A 19,662-nucleotide genomic window follows, 5' to 3' on the forward strand; every position below is an offset into this window, starting at 1 on the left:
GATGAAGCGATCCATGTGGTTCACCAGCGCGCGCTCGGCCGCCTCGGTCGTCCTTGCCCTCGGAGGCCTCGGGCTCCTGACCTCCGCGTGCAGCCGGGGCCGAGACGCCGAGGATCCGTCGGATCCGCAGTACAACGCGTACAACCAGCAGCAGCAGGGGTACCAGCAGCCTGGGCAGTACCAGCAGCCGGGGTACCAGCAACCTGGGCAGTACCAGCAACCTGGGCAGTATCAGCAGCCTGGGCAGTACCAGCAGCCGGGGTATCAGCAGCCCGGCCAGTACCAGCAGCCGGGCACGACCGCTCCGGCGACGACGGGGCAGCCGGGCCCGCTCGCGCTCCCGTGTTCGAACGACATGGTCTGCGGCACGCACAAGTGCAACACGGCCGTGGGCAAGTGCGCCTTCCCCTGCGCGGCGAACACCGACTGCGCGGCGGGCTTCTCGTGCATGGGCGCGGGCTCGGCCACGGCGATCTGCGTGCCCGGCGGGCAGTAGAGAGCGCCGGGGTCCGGCCGCGCGACGTGCGCGGCGGCCGTCGGACACCCCAGGAGCGCCACCTCGCGCGCCATCCCAGGGATCGGGGTCTCTTCGGGGCAGCTGGCAGCCTCCCCGTCTGCCGGGCGCCGGGGAGGTTGGTCCCGACGGCTCGTACCACACGACGCCGCGGCTGATCGACAAGAGCGAGTACACGTCCCACAGCGATGGGACGACCGGGCGTCGCGAGATCGACTTCGTCTGGAGCGATCGATCGAACAAGAACGAGCGCCGGGTGAGCGGCGAGGAGCTCCGCCGGAGGCACGGCGCCGAACCTGGTTCTGCATCCGCCCACGTCCGACATGTTCGTGAGGCTCTCCTCCACGATCGTGACGCGGCCAACTCTGTTGCAGGACATCCTCCAGCCCAACATGGGCGTATGCGTGTGGGGAGCGTGTAGATGAGTCATTCGACGAAGGGAGATAGTGTGATGAGCTGTCGGCGTGGGATCACGTGCCAGATTACAGCTTTCGAGGTCATCGATGCTCCCTCGGACCCGAACGTGCCGGCCCGGAAATGGATGGCAGTAGCCACTGCTCACGTCTACGATCCAGATGCCGTTGTGCCGCCGCTGACGCCCGCGCAGACGGTGCTGGCAGGGGAGACCATGCGGGTGATCAGCGGCCGCTCGTACGCGGACACGGAGGCAGATGCCATGGCACTGGCGCTCAGAGGATTGTTGTTTGAGCTGACGGCAAAGGGCTTTTCGGCAAATCACGATGTGAAGCTCTGGTGACGGCGAGTCCCAGCCCATGCTGGACGAGGTGCGTATGTGATCGAATTTCAGCCAAAACCTGGCGTGTCCTTCGAGGTAGGAAAGAATGTCGACGAACTGATCCATCGAGGCACCCTCCGCTTCGGGCGGCATGTCGACATTACGTTCGCTGGCTCCGATCCGTGTTGAGGATTATGAAAGATCTGTTTGCTGTGTCCGACCCCACCGAGGTCATCGTTCTTCACAGGGCAGTGAATGAAGCCAAGCTTCCATTGCTCTCCTACGATCAAGATCTCTCTGCTAGCGCGATTCTGGCGACAATCGCGGAGCGTCTAACGGCAGCCCTCAGGGATATTCCGCAGTGGGACGACGACTCCTGGCGATCGTTGTCGCCGCGGCACCCAGCGTGGGAACTCGCGGTCAACCGAGCGTTGTCGGATCAAGATTATCTCCGAACGGCTGCGCTTCCCGAAAAACGAGAATATGTCCGTCTTCTCCTTGCGCCCTATCGTAACGACGATGCGAAGGTTTCGGAGTTTATTGATTGTGTCGATAGTGTCCTTCGCGAACGAAGGTGGTACCAGCTCTGGCTGCGGAAAGCATCGCCTTTTGCCGGTGGAGTCGCGTTCCTGAGGGAGGGGCCGGACGGTCGTTTCGCCGCATGGGATGCCAACCATAATGAGATCATCTCCGGTAGTCTGGACGAGGTCGGTGCGGTGCTTCTGGAGGGGAATTTTGAGCCGTTCGGTTACTTTGTCCACGATGTGCCGGAAACCCGCGTCGGCGACTCGCGCCTATCATCCTCCTCGCCATCATCGCGCCGTCCAGCACCACGGGTAGATCCACTTGACTAGATCCGAGCGTCCCTTGGTGTGGTGTCCACCCCCCAGGGCGACGTGATGAGTTGGGCCGCGCCGAACACGCGAGCGGAGGAGCCTCCCGCAGAGCGCCATCGGCCTGGCCCCCCATGGACACGTTTCGCCGCCCGCCTGGCTGTGCCACCCTGTCAGCGCTTCAACCATGCCGGCGCCGGAAGAAGACCCCACGCTCCCGCCGGAGCGCCCCGGCCCGCTTGCCGCGGGCCCGACGCAGCCGAGCGCCCCGGCGTCGATGACGATGCCGCCGGCAGACGCCTCGGCGCCGACTCGGCCCCTCCCTCCGGCCGAAGGGGAGGCGCACGCGTCTGACACCGAAACGGAAGGGGGCGCGCCCACGCGCGGCGCCGCGGTCGAAGCGGCCGGGGTTCCCGTCGCTGCGTGGAGCCGTTACGAGCTCGTCCGGCCGCTCGGGCGGGGCGGCATGGGGGAGGTGGTCGAGGCGCGCGACAAGCGCCTGGGCCGAGCGGTCGCGCTCAAGTTCATTCGCGGGGCCGACCCCGACCGCGCCCTGCGCCTCTTGCAGGAGGCCCGCGCCCAGGCGCGCATCGACCACCCGAACGTCTGCAAGGTCTACGAGGTCGGCGAGGTCGCGGGCAAAGCGTACATCGCGATGCAGCTCGTGCGCGGCCGGAGGTTCGACGAGGCGGCGAGCGAGATGTCGCTGCCCGCGAAGGTGCGGGCGATGCGCGCGGTGGCCGAGGCGGTGCACGAGGCGCACAGGCTCGGCATCGTGCACCGCGATCTGAAGCCCTCGAACATCCTGATCGAGCGGGTCGAGGACGGGAGCTTCCACCCGGTGGTCGTCGATTTCGGCCTCGCCTACGAGGCCGGCGGCGAGCAGAGCCTCACCGAGACCGGGGCGCTTCTGGGCACGCCCGCGTACATGGCGCCCGAGCAGGCGCGCGGCCAGGTGCACGGCGCCGACCAGCGCTCGGACGTCTATGGCCTCGGCGCCACGCTCTACCAGCTCCTCTGCGGCGCGGCGCCGTTCGAGGGCGCCACCCCGGCCGCAACGCTCCTCAAGGTGCTGCACGAAGAGCCCCGACCCCCGCGCGCGCTCGCGCCCGAGCTGCCCGCCGACCTCGAGACCATCACCCTCAAGTGCCTCCACAAGGAGCCCGAGCAGCGCTACCCCACGGCGAGGGCCCTCGGCGAGGACCTGGGGCGCTTCCTCGACGGCGAGCCGATCCTCGGCCGGCGCCCCCGCCTGTCCTTCCGGCTGAAGCGGCTCGCGCGCAAGCACCGCGCGCTCGTGGCCGTCTCGGCCCTCTCGCTCGCGCTCATCGCGGCGCTCGGCGCCCTCGGCCTGCGCTCGCAGCTCGAGGCGCGGCGCGCCCGGGCCGAGGCGGCCGAGCGGGCGAGGCTCGGCGAGGAGATCGGACAGGAGGTCAAGGAGATCGAGTGGTTCTTGCGCGTCGCCTACGGCCTGCCGCTGCACGACACCGGCCGCGAGCAGGCCCGCGTCCGCGAGCGCATGGCGCGCATCGCGGCCCGCCACGTCGAGACCGGCGGCGCCGGCGCGGGGCTCGCGCGCTACGCGCTCGGGCGCGGGCACCTGGCCCTGCTCGAGTTCGACGAGGCGCGCGAGCAGCTCGAGCGCGCCCGTGCGCTCGGGGTCGACTCGCCCGAGCTCCACCACGCGCTCGGGCGCGCGCTCGGCGAGCTGTACCGCCGCGCCCTCGAGGACGCCCGGCGCAGCGGCGGCGTCGCGTGGGTGGCCGGGCGGCGGCGCGCGCTCGAGGAGCAGTACCTCCTGCCCGCGCTCGCCGCGCTCGAGAAGAGCCGCGGGCTCGGGCTCGAGTCGCCCCACCACCTCGAGGGGCTCATCGCCCTCTATCGCCGCGACCACGCCGCCGCCGCGCGCGCCGCCGAGCTCGCAGGCCACGAGGCGCCCTGGTCGTACGAGGCCTTCCGCCTCGCCGGCGACATCGCCCACGCGCAGGCGGTCGATCGCTTCGATCGAGGGGATTACGACGGCGCGCGCGCCGATCTCGAGCGGGCGGTCGCGCGGTATGACGAGGCGCTCGAGGTGGGGCGCAGCGACGCGCTGGCGTACGAGGCGCTCGCCGTGGCCTGGCTGAAGCGGGCCGAGGTCGACGAGCGACAGGGCAGGCCCCGCAAAGAGGCGCTCGAGCGCGCCCTCGATGCCTCGGTCAAGGCGGTGCGGGCGGCGCCGGGGCGCGCTTCGGGCCACACCCGGAGGGCCCAGGTCCTGATGAGCTGGTATCAGCTCATGAAGGACGAAGGCGGCGGCCTCGAGCCCGAGCCCATCCTCGAGGAGTGGCTCGCCACCGCCGCGCGCGCCATCGAGCTCGACCCGAGCGACGTGTACGCGCACGACGCCGCGGGGCTGGCCCACTTCACGCGGGGGTTCGAGCAGGCGCGCGCCGGCCTCGACCCGGGCCCTGCCTGGGACGAGGCCCGCGCCCAGCTGACACGGGCCCTCGAGCTGGAGCCCAACTACCCCTGGGCGCTCAACGATCTCGCGAACGTCCACCGCTGGAAGGGCAACCACCGGCGCGACAAGGGCCAGGACCCGCGCCCCGAGTACGCCGAGGCCGCGCGCTCCTATCGCCAGGCGATCGAGAGCGATCCGAAATACCTCTTTCCCTACTGGAACCTCGGCGACCTCTACAACGACTGGGCCTCGTACGACCTCGCGCACGGGTTCGACCCGCAGGACACGGTGCAGAGGGCGCTCGAGATCGGGCGCCGGGCCCTCGCGCTCGACGCCCAGTTCTACCAGGCGCTCAACCAGGCCGCGGTGGCCGAGCTGACCCTGGCGCAGCACCTCGCCGGGCGCGGCGCCGACCCGCGCCCGCCGATCGAGCGCGCATTCGTCCACCTCGACCGATCGCGCGCCATCAACCCCGCCGCGGGGCGGACCTCGTCCTACCGCGCCGAGGGCCACCGCCTGGCCGCGCTCCACGCGCTGCGCTCGGGCGGAGACCCGAGCGACGATCTCGGGGCCGGCCGGGCCGCGCTGGCCGAGGCCTACCGGGCGGAGCCGAGCTGCCTCGGTTGCCTGCTCGCGGGCGCGCAGCTCGGCGCGGTCGAGGCGCAATGGGCGCGGCAGCGAGGGCGTTCACCCCTGCCGGCGCTGCGGCGGGCGCGCGACGACGCGCGGCGGGCCATCGAGATCTACCCCCACGCCGAGGGCCACGTCGAGCTCGCGCGCGCCTGCTGGCACCTCGCGCGGGCGTCGTCGCCGGCCGAGGCCCGCGGCGCCGCCGACGAGGGGCTGAAGCACGTCGAGCAGGCGCTGCGCCGCGATCCGCTCCTTGCGCACGCCCACGCCGTGCGCGGCGGGCTCTTGCTCTCGCGGGCGCGCGGGGCGGCCGACGCGAGGGCGCGCCGCGAGGAAGCGCGAGAGGCCCAGGCCTCGCTGGGGCGCGCCTTCGAGCTCGACCCGCTGCTCCGGCGCGAGTACGCCGAGGCGGCGCGTGAAGCGGAGCGAGGAGCCGAGGGCGCCGCGCCGGGCGCCGCTCGGCCCTAGTCTCGACTCGGGCACAGCTGCCCGCTGTCAGGCAGCTATGCCCACCTCGAGACGGGTACCGCGGCTCAGAAATCCCGCCAGAGAAACCGGTCGATGACGAGCGGTCGCTGGAAACAGCAGCGATTCTCATGGCTTCCGCCTGTTTCGCCGCCGAGGGCGGCTCTGGTGTGGCCCAACGGGGCGCCCTCCGCCGTCGCGTCGCCCGCGGTGAAGGGCCCGCGGCATCACCGATCGGGGTCGGCGCCTGGCCTGGCGGCGCAGCGCCGCGGGATTCTCCTTCGCTCGCCGCCCTGTTGTCGGGCCCCTCGATGCGCTGCCGCCTGTTTCGGGATCGTGCCTGCGTGCCCGCACTCTGCCAGCCCAACGTTGAATTGACCTGCGGCGCGAAGCGCCGTCAGGTCCAATTCTGTGTTGGGCGGCGCCTGGTCGCGCATCACGGCTCGTGGGAAAAGACCTGCGCGTGTCGGCCGGCGTCTCAAGGAGGTCGTCGCGTTTTACGAGCAGGGCCTCGGCTTGCCGCGCCTCTGCGCGTTCGAGGGACACGCCGGCTACGACGGGGTCGTGCTGGGCCTGTCGGGCTGCGAGTACCACCTCGAGTTCACCCAGCACGAGGCAGGCAGCGCGTGCCCGGCGCCTTCGCGCGACAATCTCCTCGTGCTCTACGTCCCCGATCCTGTCGAACTCGAGCAGGTGCGCGGCAGGCTGGAGGCGCTGGGGCACCACCTGGTTGAGCCCGAGAACCCCTACTGGCGCGACAAAGGGTTCCCCTTCGAGGACCCCGACGGGTGGCGGGTGGTCCTCTGCCAGACGGCCGGGATCTGAATCGAGCCCCTGCCCGATGGGCGTATAGCGTACTTGCTGAAGACACCTCGGCGGGGACGCACTCACCGCGTCATCAGTCCAATGGAGTTCATGGCCCGGCTCGCGGCTTTGATTCCTCCGCCGAAGATCCCGCTTGTGAGATACCATGGCGTGTTCGCGCCTCGCTCGTCGTGGCGCTCTCTCGTGACACCCAAACCTCCGGTGCCACGTCGCAGGGTCATGGGGCCACCCCGTCGCAGGGTCATGGGGCCAGGGGGAGACGCCGTGATCGGTCTCGACCATGCCCGAGACCGCGAAGCGTGTCGAGGTCCCCGGAGCCGGGCGCGCAGCGACCGGCGACGTCTCTCTTTTCGCAGGGTCATGGGGCCACCCAGGCCCCCGTGTAGAACCCGGCAGGGTCCGCGACGCTCAGGACCAGGCAGGTTCACCCCGCCCCCGGCAGCACCAGCGGTCCTATCGACGAGGGTGGGCGAGGCACACCGATCGGAGCGAGGGGTCAGAGGCGCGGCCCCGGGCTCGACGTCCTCGCCGGGGCCGCAGCGGTCATCGCCGCCTGCTGCGTGGGTGGGTGGGCGGCTTGCTGCGCGCGGGCACCGGCGCGGCCGTGGTGCTCTCGTCGAGCTTCGGCTTGAGCCGCGGTCTGTACGACTCCCCGTCGATGATGAAGTCGAACGCCGCGTTCTTGAACCGATCGACGGCGCTCTGCGCGAGCAGCACGTCGTCGAACATCGCGAGCCACTCGGCCGTGTCGCGATTGCTCGTGACGATCATCGAAGCGTTGCCTGTGCGTTCGAGAAAGAGCTGGTACACGTCGCGGCTCTCTTCTTTGTTCATCGCCTCGAGCGCGAAGTCGTCGAGGATGAGCAGGTCGACGGTCGTGAGCGCGACCATCTCGGCGTCGCGTGAGTTGTCGAGTCTGCTCTGGCGCAGCCTGCGCAGCATCGCGTCCGCGCGCAAGAAGCGCACGCTGTAGCCGTGCTGGCACGCGAGGTGTCCGAGCGCGTTCGCGAGGTAGGTCTTGCCCACGCCGACAGAGCCGAGGATGACGATGTGCTTGTGCTCTTCGAGGAAGCGTAGGCTCGTGAACCCGCCGAGCAGACGCTTGTCGAAGCTGACCTTCGCCGTCTTGTCCCAGAGCTCCAGGCGCATGGCCGGATCGAGCCCGGCGTCGCGTACGCGGCTCTCCGTCGCGCTGGCCTCGCGACGCGCGATCTCGTCGGTGAGCAGCATGAGCAACAGCTCCTCGTGTCCCATCGACTGCTTTTCGGCGACCAGGAGACGCTCGCGCAGCGTCGCCGCGATGCGGCCGAGGCGAAGGCGCTTGAGCGCCGTGATGAGCGCAGGGTCGACTTCGCTCGCGCTCATCACGAGTCCTCCTTGGTCGCGGCAGCCGCCGGCGTGCGCGTCGCGAAGTGCTCCGTGCTACGCGCGAACCGCGGCGCGGGCAGCGCAACGACGGTGCGCTGGCCCGTGGACGGTGACGCCGGCGTCTTCGCCGTCTCGAGCATGCGGGCCACGCGCTGCACGTCGACGACATCGAACGCGAGCGCGCTCTGGCAGATCGCCTCGACGCGCCCGTTACCGAACTTCTTGCACAGACGCAGCAGCGCATAGACCAGCCGCATGCGCGTCCAGGGCAAGGGCACCGCGAGCAGCCGCTCGGCGTAGACCCCGACATGCACTCCGCACGTCTTCGCACTCGCGATGAGGGAGGCGACGTCGCGCACCGCCGCGACGTCCTTGCCCATGGGGTAGTCGCTCGGATCGGTGGAGCGCTTCCCCGGCGCGACGCGCGCGTGCACCTTCACGAGCTCCGTACCGGCGTAGAGCCTCACCGAGGCGCGGTCGGCGCGGACGCGCACCGTGCTGCCGACGTAGCGGGTGGGCACGCTGTAGAGCGACCGGAGCACCTGCACGTGATGATCGGGGTGCACCTTCGCGTCGGTCCAGTACGGCACGTCGAACGGTGCTGCCGGCGCCGGCTTCATGGCGCTCCTCTCGCGCGCCTCGAACACCTCACGCGGCACCTCGCGCGTCGTGCCGTGGACGCGCGCGCCGGCGACGTCGCGGCACCACCGCTCAGCCGACACGCGCGCGTCGTCGAGGCTCGTGAACGACTCGCCGTCGAACCAGCTCTCCCGCACGTAGGCGACCTGATTCTCGACACGTGCCTTGTCTCTCGGCGACCTGACACGCGCGGCATCCACGAACAGCCCGCGCGTCTGAGCGTAGTCGAGGAAGGCCGGCACGAGCACGGGGGCGAGCTCGTCAGCGCGCAGCACGATGGCCTTCATGTTGTCCGGGATGATCACGCGCGCCATCGCGTCGAAGAACCGCCACGCCGCATCCAGGCCCGCGCACACCGCCTCGGTGGTCTGCTCGAACGACGGCCACACGAACTGGTAGCGGCTGTACACGAGCGTCACCACGAGCACCCACAGGTTGCGAGCTCGCTGCGTCGCCGGATCGAACAGCTTGCCCATGAGGCCGAAGTCGACCTGCGCGACCTCCCCGGGCTCGGTATCAGCGACACGAACCGTCGGCGTCTTCTTGCGCCACGCGAGCTCCTCCTTGGCGAAGCGCCAGAGGGTGTCGTAGCTCGCGGTGACGCCGTGGTCGCGCTGAAGCAGCGTGTGGATTTTCCGCAGCTTCAGCGGGCGAGATTGGGCGAGCCAGGCCTCGATACGCATGCGATGCGCGTCGACCTGCTTCCTCTCGTCGCTCGCGTCGGGCACCGGGCGCGCCTGCACGCGCTGGGCGATCGCGTGAATCTCCTCGTCCGTCGGCTCGCGGTCGCGCGGCAGTGGCAGCGTCGCTGCGGCCTCGAAGTACCTGCCGACCGTCTTGCGATCGAACCCCGTCTCGCGCGCCACCTGACGCGCGCTTTGCCCCGCCGCACGACGGCGGAGCATTTCCTTGATGTCAACCATGATCAGCTCTCGGTAGGGCATCGGGCTCCTTCCGACGGCGACCCGCGCCGTCGTCGGAAGGAGCCCGTCTCAGATCCCGACCGCGGCGTCCCGAGCTGGCCCCATGACCCTGCGAAAAACCTCGGAAGCTGGCCCCATGACCCTGCGAAAAACTGGGTCACGCCCCCGCGCGGGTGGCCCCATCCTCCTGCGATTGGGGTGGCCCCATGACCCTGCGAAAAACGCCGTCAGGTGGCCCCATGAGCCTGCGAACTGGCACCTCCGGCCCGCGCCGCGAAGTCTGAGCCGTGCGCGGGGCACGGGTGGTGCGCCGCATCCTCGATCATCTGAACTTGACCTCGCAGCCCCGAACGGCAGCACCCGCGCGCGATCCAACGTGGGAACCGATGGCGTTCGGGTTCGACGCGGCGTAGGTGGGCACCCGGCCCGAGCCCGTCATGGCGAACGCACGTCGCGGTCGTCGAGCCAGAGCTGCACCCAATGCACGGCGCGCGCTCCCTGCGACGGGGCGAGCGGGTGTTTGATGCGCGATAGACGGGTCGCCCGGCGCCGTTCCCGCGGGGCCTGACACGGGCGAGAGCTCTATGGTTTCCTATCCGCTTCGCAAACGGGTTCGGCTGGTCCACGACCACATTGCCTCGCCCTCCAGTTAACCTAATGCCACAACCACGACGTGGTCGTGCCATCCAGAAATGCCGAGCAACTTTAGCAAGTAAGCGTGTCCCATCAGGCCCCGCGGCTACCGCCATACTACACACGCGTCCAGATTGGGAGCGGGGCCCGATGGCGCGCCGGAGAGGCCGGTAGGCCCCGGCGCGACCAGGTACTTCGCCGCCGCCCAGCCCGAGCACAGGCAAACGGCTATTTCGCCAGCACGGCAGGCGAACTTGGCCCGTCTGGCGCGCGTGCAGCAGCATGGGGGGCACAGGAGGACCATGCCGCCGACTCCCCCGAAGAGGCCAGACGAGCCCAACCCGGCGACCGTGGTGAAGCCTCCCCATCCAGCGACGGTGGCGCAGCCGACGCAGGCGTTGGAGCTGGTGGCTCCGAAGCCGCCGCACCCGGCGACCGTGGCGCAGGCGAAGCCGACGTTCGGGAACGCGGCCGTCAGGCCGCCGCACCCGGCGACCGTGGCGCAGGCGAAGCCGACGTTCGGGAACGCGGCCGTCAGGCCGCCGCACCCGGCGACCGTGGCGCAGGCGAAGCCGACGTTCGGGAACGTTGACGCCAGGCCGCCGCACCCGGCGGCAGCCCAGATGAAGCCCGCTCCGCATCCGGCCACGGATCCAGCGCTGGAAGCGGAGGCGGAGCTGATGGGGCGATGGGCGGCGGAGGGATCGAAATCCTCGGGTGCGATCCAGCTGGCGAGAGCGCTCGTCGCTCCCCCCTCGGGAAACCCCCGGGACCGCCAGCTCTCTCTCATACTGGGGCTGATCCGGAACCGGGGCGGATTCCGTGACAACCTGATCATCGCCAGAGAGGCGCTCCGGATGTTCAATCAGGACGCCAGTCGAGCTATCGCATTCTTGCGCGGTATGTATCGCCAGGCCGGCGCAGGCTCGCTGAGCGAGTCCATGATCGGCCTCGTATACAGCGAATCCAGCAGCCTCGGGTTGAGGCTGCCCAAGCCGAGGCAAAGGCAAATACACAGGCTCGTGCGCGTGAGGCTCACCGCCAGGTTCCTGCCGGTGACACACGCTGGGAACTACGAGAGCTGTCTGGCCAACTATCTGGTCATCAACAAGGTCCTGAACACGCAAGACGATAGACAACGCGCCAAGGCGATCGAAGAGATGCGGGGCAAGGACCAAGGCTTCAACCGCAACAAGGGATACCTATATCTCCCGTTCCTCGACGAGATGACGACCGCGGTTCGATCCTTGATCCCGTACGCCAGATCGTGCGTCGCCGTGTTCAGCATCGAACGCGGCGGCGCCCTGCTGTCCGACCACATCGAGAATCGCATGCTTTTCGATGTCGCGCATCCCCCGCAGTTCTTCAAGATATCGAAGTGGCGAGAGTGGGCCACCAGGCAACACGAATTAGATCGAGGAACGATCGCGGAGAACGTACGAGCCGAGCTGCGCCGCTACATAGGCTTGTACAATGGTAAATCGGTTAAAATTGGCTTTTGCGAGACCATGGTCTCCGGCGATTCCGCAAATCGCGTACTGGAGATGCTCTCGCCCGTGGCGGTGGAATTTTCAAATGTGCAATTCGAAGTCCTGTTGGTCCGCCAGACGCTCAACAGGCGCAGAGAGATCGTCGAAAACAAGGCGATCACGATCGCCAGCGACAGTGAGCAGATCAACTACTCTCAGTTTTCGCCGAAAGGCAAGCTAGATCCCAAAGTATACAACCAGTTCCACATACGACTGGCCTCGGTTCGCTGGATCCCCGGAGAGGACGTCGACTACCTCACGCGCGACCGAGAGAACGGCGGCAACTTCGACAAGCGACTGATCGTCTTTGATGGAACGGACGAAGTTACGCTGTGTGCGATCGAGATCGAACACGACGGATCGGCGCGCCAAGCGTTGAGCCAGCTGATCGCCGAGGGCTCGGCGAGAAGACTCATGAGAGCCGCCGTCGAGCAATACGAGAGAATTCTCGACTCCATCCGACGCGGCCGGCTGACAATCGCCGGACTAGCGGCTCACCTCGCGCAATCCCCACAAAACGCGCAACTCGGCCAGCAGGTACTGGACAAGCTAGGGTTCCGCCTGAAGGAGTAGCCGGAGCGGTCGATCTCCGCGAGGTCTTCAAGTCGATATTTCCCGGCGGCCTGACCTTTGAGCCGACGCGCACGCCAGCCCAATCCCGCCAGGTCTGGATGATCAGCGGTGAAGCTGATTTGCAGCCGAAGATCCCGCTTGTGAGATACCATGGCGTGTTCGCGCCTCGCTCGTCGTGGCGCTCTCGCGTGACACCCAAACCTCCGGCCCGCGCCGCGAAGTCTGAGCCGTGCGCGGGGCACGCGCCTCTGCCCGCCGCGCCCGCGCCCGCATCGCCCGCGCCCGCGTCGCCGTGCGCTCCGCCGGCGCTCTCAGCGAGGTCGCTCGCGCATGCCGAGCCCACGGTGCGAGTCGAGCCGACCCTGATCTCGGTCTTGCACTGGGGGCGGCTGCTCGAAGGGGAGTTGTTCGCAACGACGGCTCGCCAGGCGTCGTTCCCGCGGCGCTTGAGACGCGCGAGAGCTCTATGGTTGCCTATCCGCTTAGATGGCTGTTCCGCAGGAGTAGCCGCTCCGCGGAGCGGCGACACGGCAACCCACAGCCAAGCGCATGTCAACCATCGCATGCAGCGTGGCTGTACGATTGGACGGCCGCTACGAGAGGAGCTTGACTTTCGGATCGAGTTTGGATTTCTTAGCCTATCGAGAGGATTGGAGGATGGCATGCAGCACGCAGGGGGCGCGGCCCCGGACATGGGCCCCGCGGCCCCGGACATGGGCGTCGCGACCCCGGACATCGGCGCCGCGACCCTGAAGCGGATCACCCGTGGCCTGATGCCGCTCTTCTGCCTGATGTACCTGATCGCGTACATCGACCGGCAGAACGTCTCCTATGCCAAGCTGGAGATGGTGGGCGCCCTGGGCCTCAGCGAAGCCGCATACGGCCTCGGCGCCTCGCTGTTCTTCCTCGGCTACTTCCTGTTCGAGGCGCCGGCCAACCTGATCCTCGTCCGCGTCGGCGCCGGGGTCTGGTTCAGCCGGATCATGGGCACCTGGGGCCTCGTCACCATCGCGCTGGGGTTCACCCAGAGCCCGGCCATGTTCTTCGTCCTGCGCTTCCTGCTGGGCGTGGCGGAGGCCGGCTTCTTCCCGGGCGTGCTCTACGTCCTGACCCTCTGGTACCCGCATGCGCACCGCGCCCGCATGATCGGCGCCTTCATGATGGCCAGCGCCGTGGCCAACGCGGTGGGCTCGGTCGTCGGCGGCGCGCTGCTCGATCTCGACGGCCTCCTGGGACTGGCTGGCTGGCAGTGGGTGTTCGTGGCCACCGGCGCTCCCGCCGTCCTGCTCGCGCCCTACGTCCTCTGGCGCCTGCCGAGCCACCCCGAGCAGGCCCGCTTCCTCACCCCCGACCAGAAGGCCTGGCTCGCCAGGACCCTCGCCGCGGAGCCCCGCCAACAGGCGGAAGGCTCCCCCTGGCGGGCCTTGCTGGACATACGAGTGATCGCGCTCGCCGGCCTGTATGTCGGCTTGCCGCTCGGCGCTTACGGCCTCAGCTACTGGCTGCCCACCCTCGTGAAGGGCTTCGGCGCCTCGAACATCCAGAACGGCTTCATCAACGTCATCCCCTGGGTCTTCGTCGCCTTGGCGCTCTGGTGGGTGCCGCGCCATGCCGCCCGCAACGGCGTCAGCGCCTGGCACATCTCCGGCCCCATGCTGCTGGGCGCCGTCACCCTGGTGCTGAGCGTGGTCGTGCCGGGCGCAGCGCCCAAGTTCGCCCTGCTGTGCGTCGCCGCCGCCGCCATCTTCGCCGGCCAGCCGGTGTTCTGGAGCGTGCCCCAGAAGCTCCTCGCGGGCCCGCACGCCGCCGCTGGCATCGCCGCCATCAACTCGGTGGGCAACCTCGGCGGCTTCGTGGCCCAGAACGTGGTGCCGCGCATCTACGACGCGACCGGCAGCCAGCTCGCCCCCATGCTGTTTCTGGCCGGCTGCCTGCTCATCGCCGGCGTCAGCATCCGGGTGCTCGTCCCCCGGCTGGCAGGCTGGTAGGGCGCCGGCGGATCAGGCCTGGCGGCCGCAGGCCGCCGCCAGCATCCGCAACTTCTACCCAGCGTCCGCAAGGCCAGCGAGCGAATGTCGCGTGGCAGTGCAGTGGGCTCCGTCCGCGTGGCGGAGAGAGCGCTGACCTCGCCCGCGTCGCGCGGACGGTTCATGACGCAGTGATGGTGGTGCCGTGCGGCCTGGGCAGGCCAAGCCGATAACCACGGTCCTGCACCGCAAACTCGCCCGGAAGGAGCCTCGACCAGCACGCGCCCTGCGCGGACGCGCGTGGCGAGGTGTCGCCTGGCCCTTTCCCGTTCGCTTCACGCGGTGCAGGACTTCTACGCACACCCGAACTGGGTCGAGCTCGGCGACGACGTCCTCGTGGACCAGTCGCTCACCGTCACGAGGAGCTCAACAAAGACAAGAGCACATTGCCCGGTCGCGCGGCGCAGCATCGAGCGGAGAAGCCGCTCGCGATCCGACAGACACGCCATGAGTGGTGCCGACTCGATCAGCTCGCTCACGATGCGTGGGCGATGCCGGAGCTCGTGTCCGCGCAGGATCCGGAGCAGAAGGTCTGCCCATCATCGCAAGCGGGCAAGCCGCCGCCCCCGCCGGACGTCCCCGTGCTCGTGGCGTCGGAGCTCGCTGGATAGCTGTCCTGTGCCACATCGGCCGCCATCTCCGACAGTGCCGGCCAAGGCCAAGACAGTTCGGTTTCCGCGGATCTCCGCACCTGTCCTATCCGGGCGCCTCGTCAATGCGGCGTGCTACCGTCGGCGCGACCTTTCTCTCCCCTCCGGTGCTGGCACCAGGCCGAGCAGCCTCCCTTTCGCCTCGTGAACGATCCGCGCCGCCTCCTCATCCCCAAGGGCGACGGCGCGGTTCAGGGGGCCGGCGAGCGAGGCAACCACGAGGGCCCGAGGCGACGCGTCGGCCGACGCGAGCTCCCCAGGCCCGAGGCTTGACGCTTGGGCCCGGGTTGAGCCCATGCCTGCCGAGGGGGTGCGATCCGTCGTCACGCTCCCCCCATATCCCCAGGGAAGCGACGGATCGCACCGGTTCGCCCCCGCGAAATCATCCCGCCAGAAAGCCGCTCGATGGCGAGCGGTCGCCGAAAACAGCAGCGATTTTAATAGTTTCCGCCTTTTACGCCGCCGCGGGTGGCTTCGGTGTGGCCCAACGGAGCGCCCTGCACCGCCGCGTCGCCCGCGGTGAAGGGCCCGCGGCATCACCGTACGGCCACGATGCACGCGCTGGTTGACATAGAGAACCTCACGCGATCCGCATCCCTCGAGAAAAAGCGACGCTGTATCAACAATTCGGGGCTCGGATTGTCGATGCCCGGCGTGGTGCGGCCCACCAGATCCACGAGCTCGTTCGGCGGTGCGCCCTGGTTCGCCTGATTCTGGAGTTCGACGTGCATTGCGCGGTGCGCATCGCAGCGGATGACGGCGGTCGACGACCCGCGCGCGAGAGGCTCGTGCGGTACTGCTCCCGCCCGGCCTTCGCACTCGATCGAATCGAGCTCCTGCCCGATGGGCGTATAGCGTACTTGCTGAAGAGTGCGCACGCGGGAGGCGGTTTCGCGCCTCCTTCAGCGCGGTGCGAGGCGCAGTCGGCCCCTCGATTCAGGGGCATCGAGGGGCCGACGCCCTGCTGTGCGTCGATCGGATCATCCGCTCCACCGCCGGTATGGCAGAGGGTGTCCAAAGCGCCCTCTCACAGGCGCGCGTCGCAGGCGCCGCGCTTCACAGGCGCGCGTCGCAGGCGCCGCGCGACGCCACCGACACCCCCGCCGCGTTCGCGGTGCAGGCGTTGCTGTACGTCCGCCCGTCGCAGCCGCAGACCGGGGCGTACACATGGAGGCAGGCCTGCGGGGTGGGCTCGCACGTGCCCATCTGATCGCCCGCGCCGCACTGGGCCTCCGGGCTGTAGTCGCAGAAGAACCCGCGCTCGCACGCGAGGCCGGCGATGCCGCCGCACGCCTGCTCCCCGACATCCCCGCACTCGCCGGACGACGCAACCGACACGTCCGCCGCGTTCGCGTAACAGGCGTTGCCATACGTCTTCCCGTCGCAGCCGCAGACCGGGTCGTACACGTCCAGGCACGCCTCCGGGATGCGCTCGCAGGTGCCCGTCTGATCGCCCGCGCCGCACTGGGTCTCCGGGCCGTAGTCGCAGAAGAACCCGCGCTCGCACGCGAGGCCGGCGATGCCGCCGCACGCCTGCTCCTCGGGAGCCCCGCACGCGCCGAGCGACGCCACCGACACGCCCGCCGCGTTCGCCGCGCACTCGTTGCCGTACGTCTTGCCGTCGCAGCCGCAGACAGGGTCGTACTCCTTCGTGCACATCTTCGGGATGGGCGTGCAGGCGCCCCACTGATCGCCCGCGCCACACATGGAATCGATCTCGTAATCACAGAAGAAGCCGGGCTTGCAGGTGAGGCCGAGCAGGCCGCCGCAGAGGGCCACCGAGATGGTGCCGCCTGCCCTCGCCTCCTGCGCCTCGGAGGCGATCGGCTCGACGGCCTCGTCGGCCACCTCCACCTGACAGCCCGCGGCGAACGGGGCCATCGAGAGCGCGAGCCAGAGCGCGGAGGCGAATCGATGATTGTTGATACGACGCTGAACGTTCATGATGTCTCTCCATGGGGCCGCGCCGTTCCCGGCGAGGCGGTTGCAATGCACGAGCACTTCCCTCCGCGGCGGCGACATCCGCAGCGTCGAAGCGAACGATCGACGCGTTGCTCGACGCGGCGATCGCCGTGTCGAGGAGGCCTCGGCGACGCGCCATCGGGGGTCCGTCGCCGTGTTGCGGAGGCGTGGTTCCCTTGGCAGGAGTCGGGCCACGCGGCTCTTGCGGGGTTCACGCCTCTCCGCGGTCCCCGGGCGGTCCGGATCGGGCAGGGGCTTGCTCAAATGGGCGCGAGCTTGCGCAACTTGCGCGACAGCGCCCCGCAGGGGACTCCGGCCCGCGGTTCTTGGTAGGGAGCGCGGATGCACCGCCGCCTTCGCCCCGCCGCCTCCTGCGCCGCCCTCACCGCGCTCCTCAGCAGTTGCAGCGCCACGCCTGACGTCCGCTCGCAGCACATCGCGAGGTCAGGAGCCTGTCGCTAGAATGCCGAAGCCATGCCCTTGCGCCAGCAGACACCGCCCGGCGGAGACCGGCGCGCCGCCGTCCCCGGCGCGCCCGGTCGGCTCGCCTGCCTGAGGTCCCCGTGATCCGGGCCGCTCGCCCCGAGGAGGCTGAGCTCCTCGGCGCGCTCGCCCTCCGTTCCAAGGCGCACTGGGGCTACACGCGCGAGTTCATGGAGGCGTGCCGCGCGGAGCTCTCGATCTCGCCGGCGTACGTGGCGCGGCATCCGACCTTCGTCCTGGTGCGCGGAGACGAGGCGCTCGGGTTTTACACGCTCGAGGCCCTGAGCTCGACCCGGGTGGAGCTCGGCCACCTCTTCGTCGAGCCGGAGGAGATCGGGCGCGGTCATGGCCGCGCGCTCCTGGCGCACGCGCGCGACGAAGCGCGGCGACGCGGGTACCGCGTCCTCGTGATCCAGGGCGATCCGAACGCCGGGCGGTTCTACGAGGCCTGCGGCGCGCGGCGCGTGGGCGAGAAGGGCTCTGCCAGCATCCCTGGCCGGCTGCTCCCGCTCTTCGAGCTCGACCTGTCGCGCTGACGCGCCGCCGCTCGCGCTGGCCGAGCCTCCACGATATCGGCAACGTGAATCGATCTCCGGATCCTGTTCGTCCTCGATGGCGTGTCGTACTGGATGTTCGGTCGGCCCGGGGCTTGGTCTCCGTGAACACGGAGAGCAGGCGTCGGAGACGCGGCGACCTCCGGGCGGGCTACTCGACCTGGGGCACCGCGAGGCGGGGCCGTTCGGTGGCAGCGCCGAAAAGTGGGCGAAGGACCAGCGCGCGAACCTGCGGGTCATCGAGGCAGGGATGGGCGGGCCTCTGGCGGAGGGATCACCACGCGCGGCGAGGTCGGAGCGGCCAACCGGAGGAAGTCTGAGCCGTTGAACGTCACGAGCGCCTTCGTGCCGGCATGCTCGGAAGCCACAAGGTGCAGGGCATCGAAGACGAGGCCGGAAGAGCGCTGGTGCACGGAGCGCGTCGACCGGGGAAGAAGATGCGGGTCGACCGACGCGATGCCACGGCGACGTGTCGCTGCTCAGCCACCTGCTACGGGCGATCGAGGTGGTCCGACCCGACGGCGGGCGGTGGGTGCCGCTCGAGACCTACGTGGCTGTCCGGATCGTCCGACATGCCCTCGGAGCGTCCGACAGGATCTCCGACACGCGCACGCCTGGGTCAAGCGCTCGGAGTCCGCGCGGGCAAGAGTCGACGCTCACCTGAGCACGCCCACCAAGCGCCCAACCAAGTCTGGGTGACGGACGTGACGTACATCCCCACCGGCGAGTGCTGGTGTTTCATCATCTCAAGAAGAGATGATAGGCCGCATTCTTCGTCTCTTCGATGAATGGATAACCGAGGTCGGTGAGAAAACGGTCGAACTCGTCGTATTCCGGCTCCGGGACCTGCAAGGCGGCGAGGACTCGCCCGAACGCGGCCCCGTGGTTGCGGTAGTGGAACAGGCTGATGTTCCAGCGCCCGCCGATGTGCGTGAGGAACTGCATCAGCGCCCCGGGGCGCTCCGGGAACTCGAAACGTAGGAGCCGCTCGTTCGCTGTCGGGGCGCGCCCGCCGACCATGTAGCGCACGTGCAACTTGGCCATCTCGTCCATGCTGAGGTCGATCTCGGGGTACAGATGCTTGATATACGCGCCGATACCGGCGATCAGCCCGCCGCCGCCCACGGGCACGAAGATGGCGTCCAGCGACCCGCGATGCTGGCGCATGATCTCCAGGGCAATGGTGCCCTGACCCGCGATCACGTCCGGGTCGTCGTACGGGTGCACGAAGGTCAGCCCCTCGCTCGCTTCGAGCGTCTTGGCATGGGCGTAGGCTTCATCGTAAGAATCCCCGATCAGCTCGATCTCCGCGCCGAGCGCGCGCACGGCGTCGACCTTGATCCGGGGAGTCGTGGTCGGCATCACAATGCAGGCGCGGATGCCGAGCCGCTGGGCGGCGAGGGCCACCCCTGCGCGTGGTTGCCCGCCGAGGCGGCGATCACGCCGCGCCCCTTCTCGGCCGCGCTCAGCGAGGAGATCTTGTTGTAAGCGCCGCGCAGCTTGAAGGAGAAGACGGGCTGCAGGTCCTCGCGCTTGATCAGCACGCGGTTGCCCAGGCGCGCGGAGAGCCGCGGCGCATCCTCCAGGGGGCTCTCCTGGGCCACGTCGTAGACGCGGGCGCGCAGGATTCGCTCGAGATAACCGCTTGGTGCCATTTGGGCGGCGAAAGCTACGGTCCTCGGCGCGCATCGTCAACTCGTTCGTGGAACACCCCTCAGGGCATCTCTCCGGCGACCGCGCGCTCTGCTCATTCGGGCGCTACGGCCTCGAGGCCGTGGATGTCGGCCCTTGATCCACCTCGCGCGTCCTGCGGCCGAGCCGCGCCCGCGCGCGTCACACGAGGATGCCCGTCCGACCATCCAGCAGCGCTCTATT

The 19,662-nt window shown here is 69.2% G+C and carries 12 protein-coding genes and 2 pseudogenes; 9 read left to right on the plus strand and 5 right to left on the minus strand.

Annotation, left to right across the window (positions count from 1 at the left end; all coding sequences use genetic code 11):
- Position 1 precedes the first annotated feature (1 nt).
- The 6 genes and pseudogenes from WMF11_RS50340 to WMF11_RS50365 form a co-directional block, all read left to right on the plus strand.
- On the plus strand, positions 2-496 hold the full coding sequence (locus tag WMF11_RS50340; RefSeq protein WP_437296842.1) for a hypothetical protein: 495 nt from the start codon (positions 2-4) through the stop codon (positions 494-496).
- A gap of 466 nt (positions 497-962) precedes the next feature.
- Positions 963-1,271, plus strand: coding sequence for a hypothetical protein (locus tag WMF11_RS50345; protein ID WP_437975840.1), 309 nt, complete (start codon positions 963-965; stop codon positions 1,269-1,271).
- A gap of 173 nt (positions 1,272-1,444) precedes the next feature.
- A complete protein-coding gene (locus tag WMF11_RS50350) occupies positions 1,445-2,104 on the plus strand; it encodes a hypothetical protein (protein WP_437975841.1) in 660 nt (219 codons plus the stop codon).
- Between the two features lie 166 nt (positions 2,105-2,270).
- A complete protein-coding gene (locus WMF11_RS50355) occupies positions 2,271-5,624 on the plus strand; it encodes a protein kinase domain-containing protein (protein WP_437975842.1) in 3,354 nt (1,117 codons plus the stop codon).
- Positions 5,625-6,032: 408 nt separating this feature from the next.
- Positions 6,033-6,446, plus strand: a complete 414-nt coding sequence (locus WMF11_RS50360; RefSeq protein ID WP_437975843.1) for a VOC family protein — start codon at positions 6,033-6,035, stop codon at positions 6,444-6,446.
- Between the two features lie 24 nt (positions 6,447-6,470).
- Positions 6,471-6,599 (plus strand): annotated as a pseudogene (locus WMF11_RS50365) (transposase); the annotation flags it as partial.
- Positions 6,600-6,989: 390 nt separating this feature from the next.
- On the opposite strand, the gene WMF11_RS50370 reads toward WMF11_RS50365, so the two are convergent.
- Positions 6,990-7,811: an ATP-binding protein gene (locus WMF11_RS50370; protein WP_437975131.1), complete on the minus strand. Its 822-nt coding sequence runs from the start codon at positions 7,809-7,811 to the stop codon at positions 6,990-6,992.
- On the minus strand, positions 7,811-9,397 hold the full coding sequence (gene istA / locus WMF11_RS50375; protein ID WP_437975132.1) for an IS21 family transposase: 1,587 nt from the start codon (positions 9,395-9,397) through the stop codon (positions 7,811-7,813). Before istA ends, WMF11_RS50370 begins: the two co-directional genes overlap by 1 nt.
- 989 nt (positions 9,398-10,386) lie before the next feature.
- Here istA and WMF11_RS50380 point away from each other — a divergent pair.
- Complete coding sequence (locus WMF11_RS50380; RefSeq protein WP_437975844.1) at positions 10,387-12,111, plus strand: hypothetical protein; 1,725 nt, start codon at positions 10,387-10,389, stop codon at positions 12,109-12,111.
- Between the two features lie 713 nt (positions 12,112-12,824).
- Complete coding sequence (locus WMF11_RS50385) at positions 12,825-14,099, plus strand: MFS transporter (RefSeq protein WP_437979414.1); 1,275 nt, start codon at positions 12,825-12,827, stop codon at positions 14,097-14,099.
- Positions 14,100-15,324: 1,225 nt separating this feature from the next.
- On the opposite strand, the gene WMF11_RS50390 is transcribed toward WMF11_RS50385, so the two are convergent.
- Both WMF11_RS50390 and WMF11_RS50395 read right to left on the minus strand, forming a co-directional pair.
- Complete coding sequence (locus WMF11_RS50390; protein WP_437906166.1) at positions 15,325-15,666, minus strand: hypothetical protein; 342 nt, start codon at positions 15,664-15,666, stop codon at positions 15,325-15,327.
- A gap of 178 nt (positions 15,667-15,844) precedes the next feature.
- Positions 15,845-16,732, minus strand: a complete 888-nt coding sequence (locus WMF11_RS50395) for a Kazal-type serine protease inhibitor family protein (RefSeq protein WP_437975845.1) — start codon at positions 16,730-16,732, stop codon at positions 15,845-15,847.
- Positions 16,733-17,313: 581 nt separating this feature from the next.
- On the opposite strand from WMF11_RS50395, the gene WMF11_RS50400 reads away from it, so the two are divergent.
- Positions 17,314-17,769 (plus strand): GNAT family N-acetyltransferase, encoded by a 456-nt coding sequence (locus tag WMF11_RS50400; RefSeq protein WP_437548022.1) that lies wholly within the window; start codon positions 17,314-17,316, stop codon positions 17,767-17,769.
- A gap of 759 nt (positions 17,770-18,528) precedes the next feature.
- On the opposite strand, the pseudogene WMF11_RS50405 reads toward WMF11_RS50400, so the two are convergent.
- A pseudogene (locus WMF11_RS50405) lies at positions 18,529-19,442 on the minus strand (pyridoxal-phosphate dependent enzyme).
- Between the last annotated feature and the right edge of the window lie 220 nt (positions 19,443-19,662).

It is taken from the genome of Sorangium sp. So ce295 (genome assembly GCF_051527405.1).
In the GTDB taxonomy this organism is placed as follows: Bacteria; Myxococcota_A; Polyangia; order Polyangiales; family Polyangiaceae; genus Sorangium; species Sorangium cellulosum_B.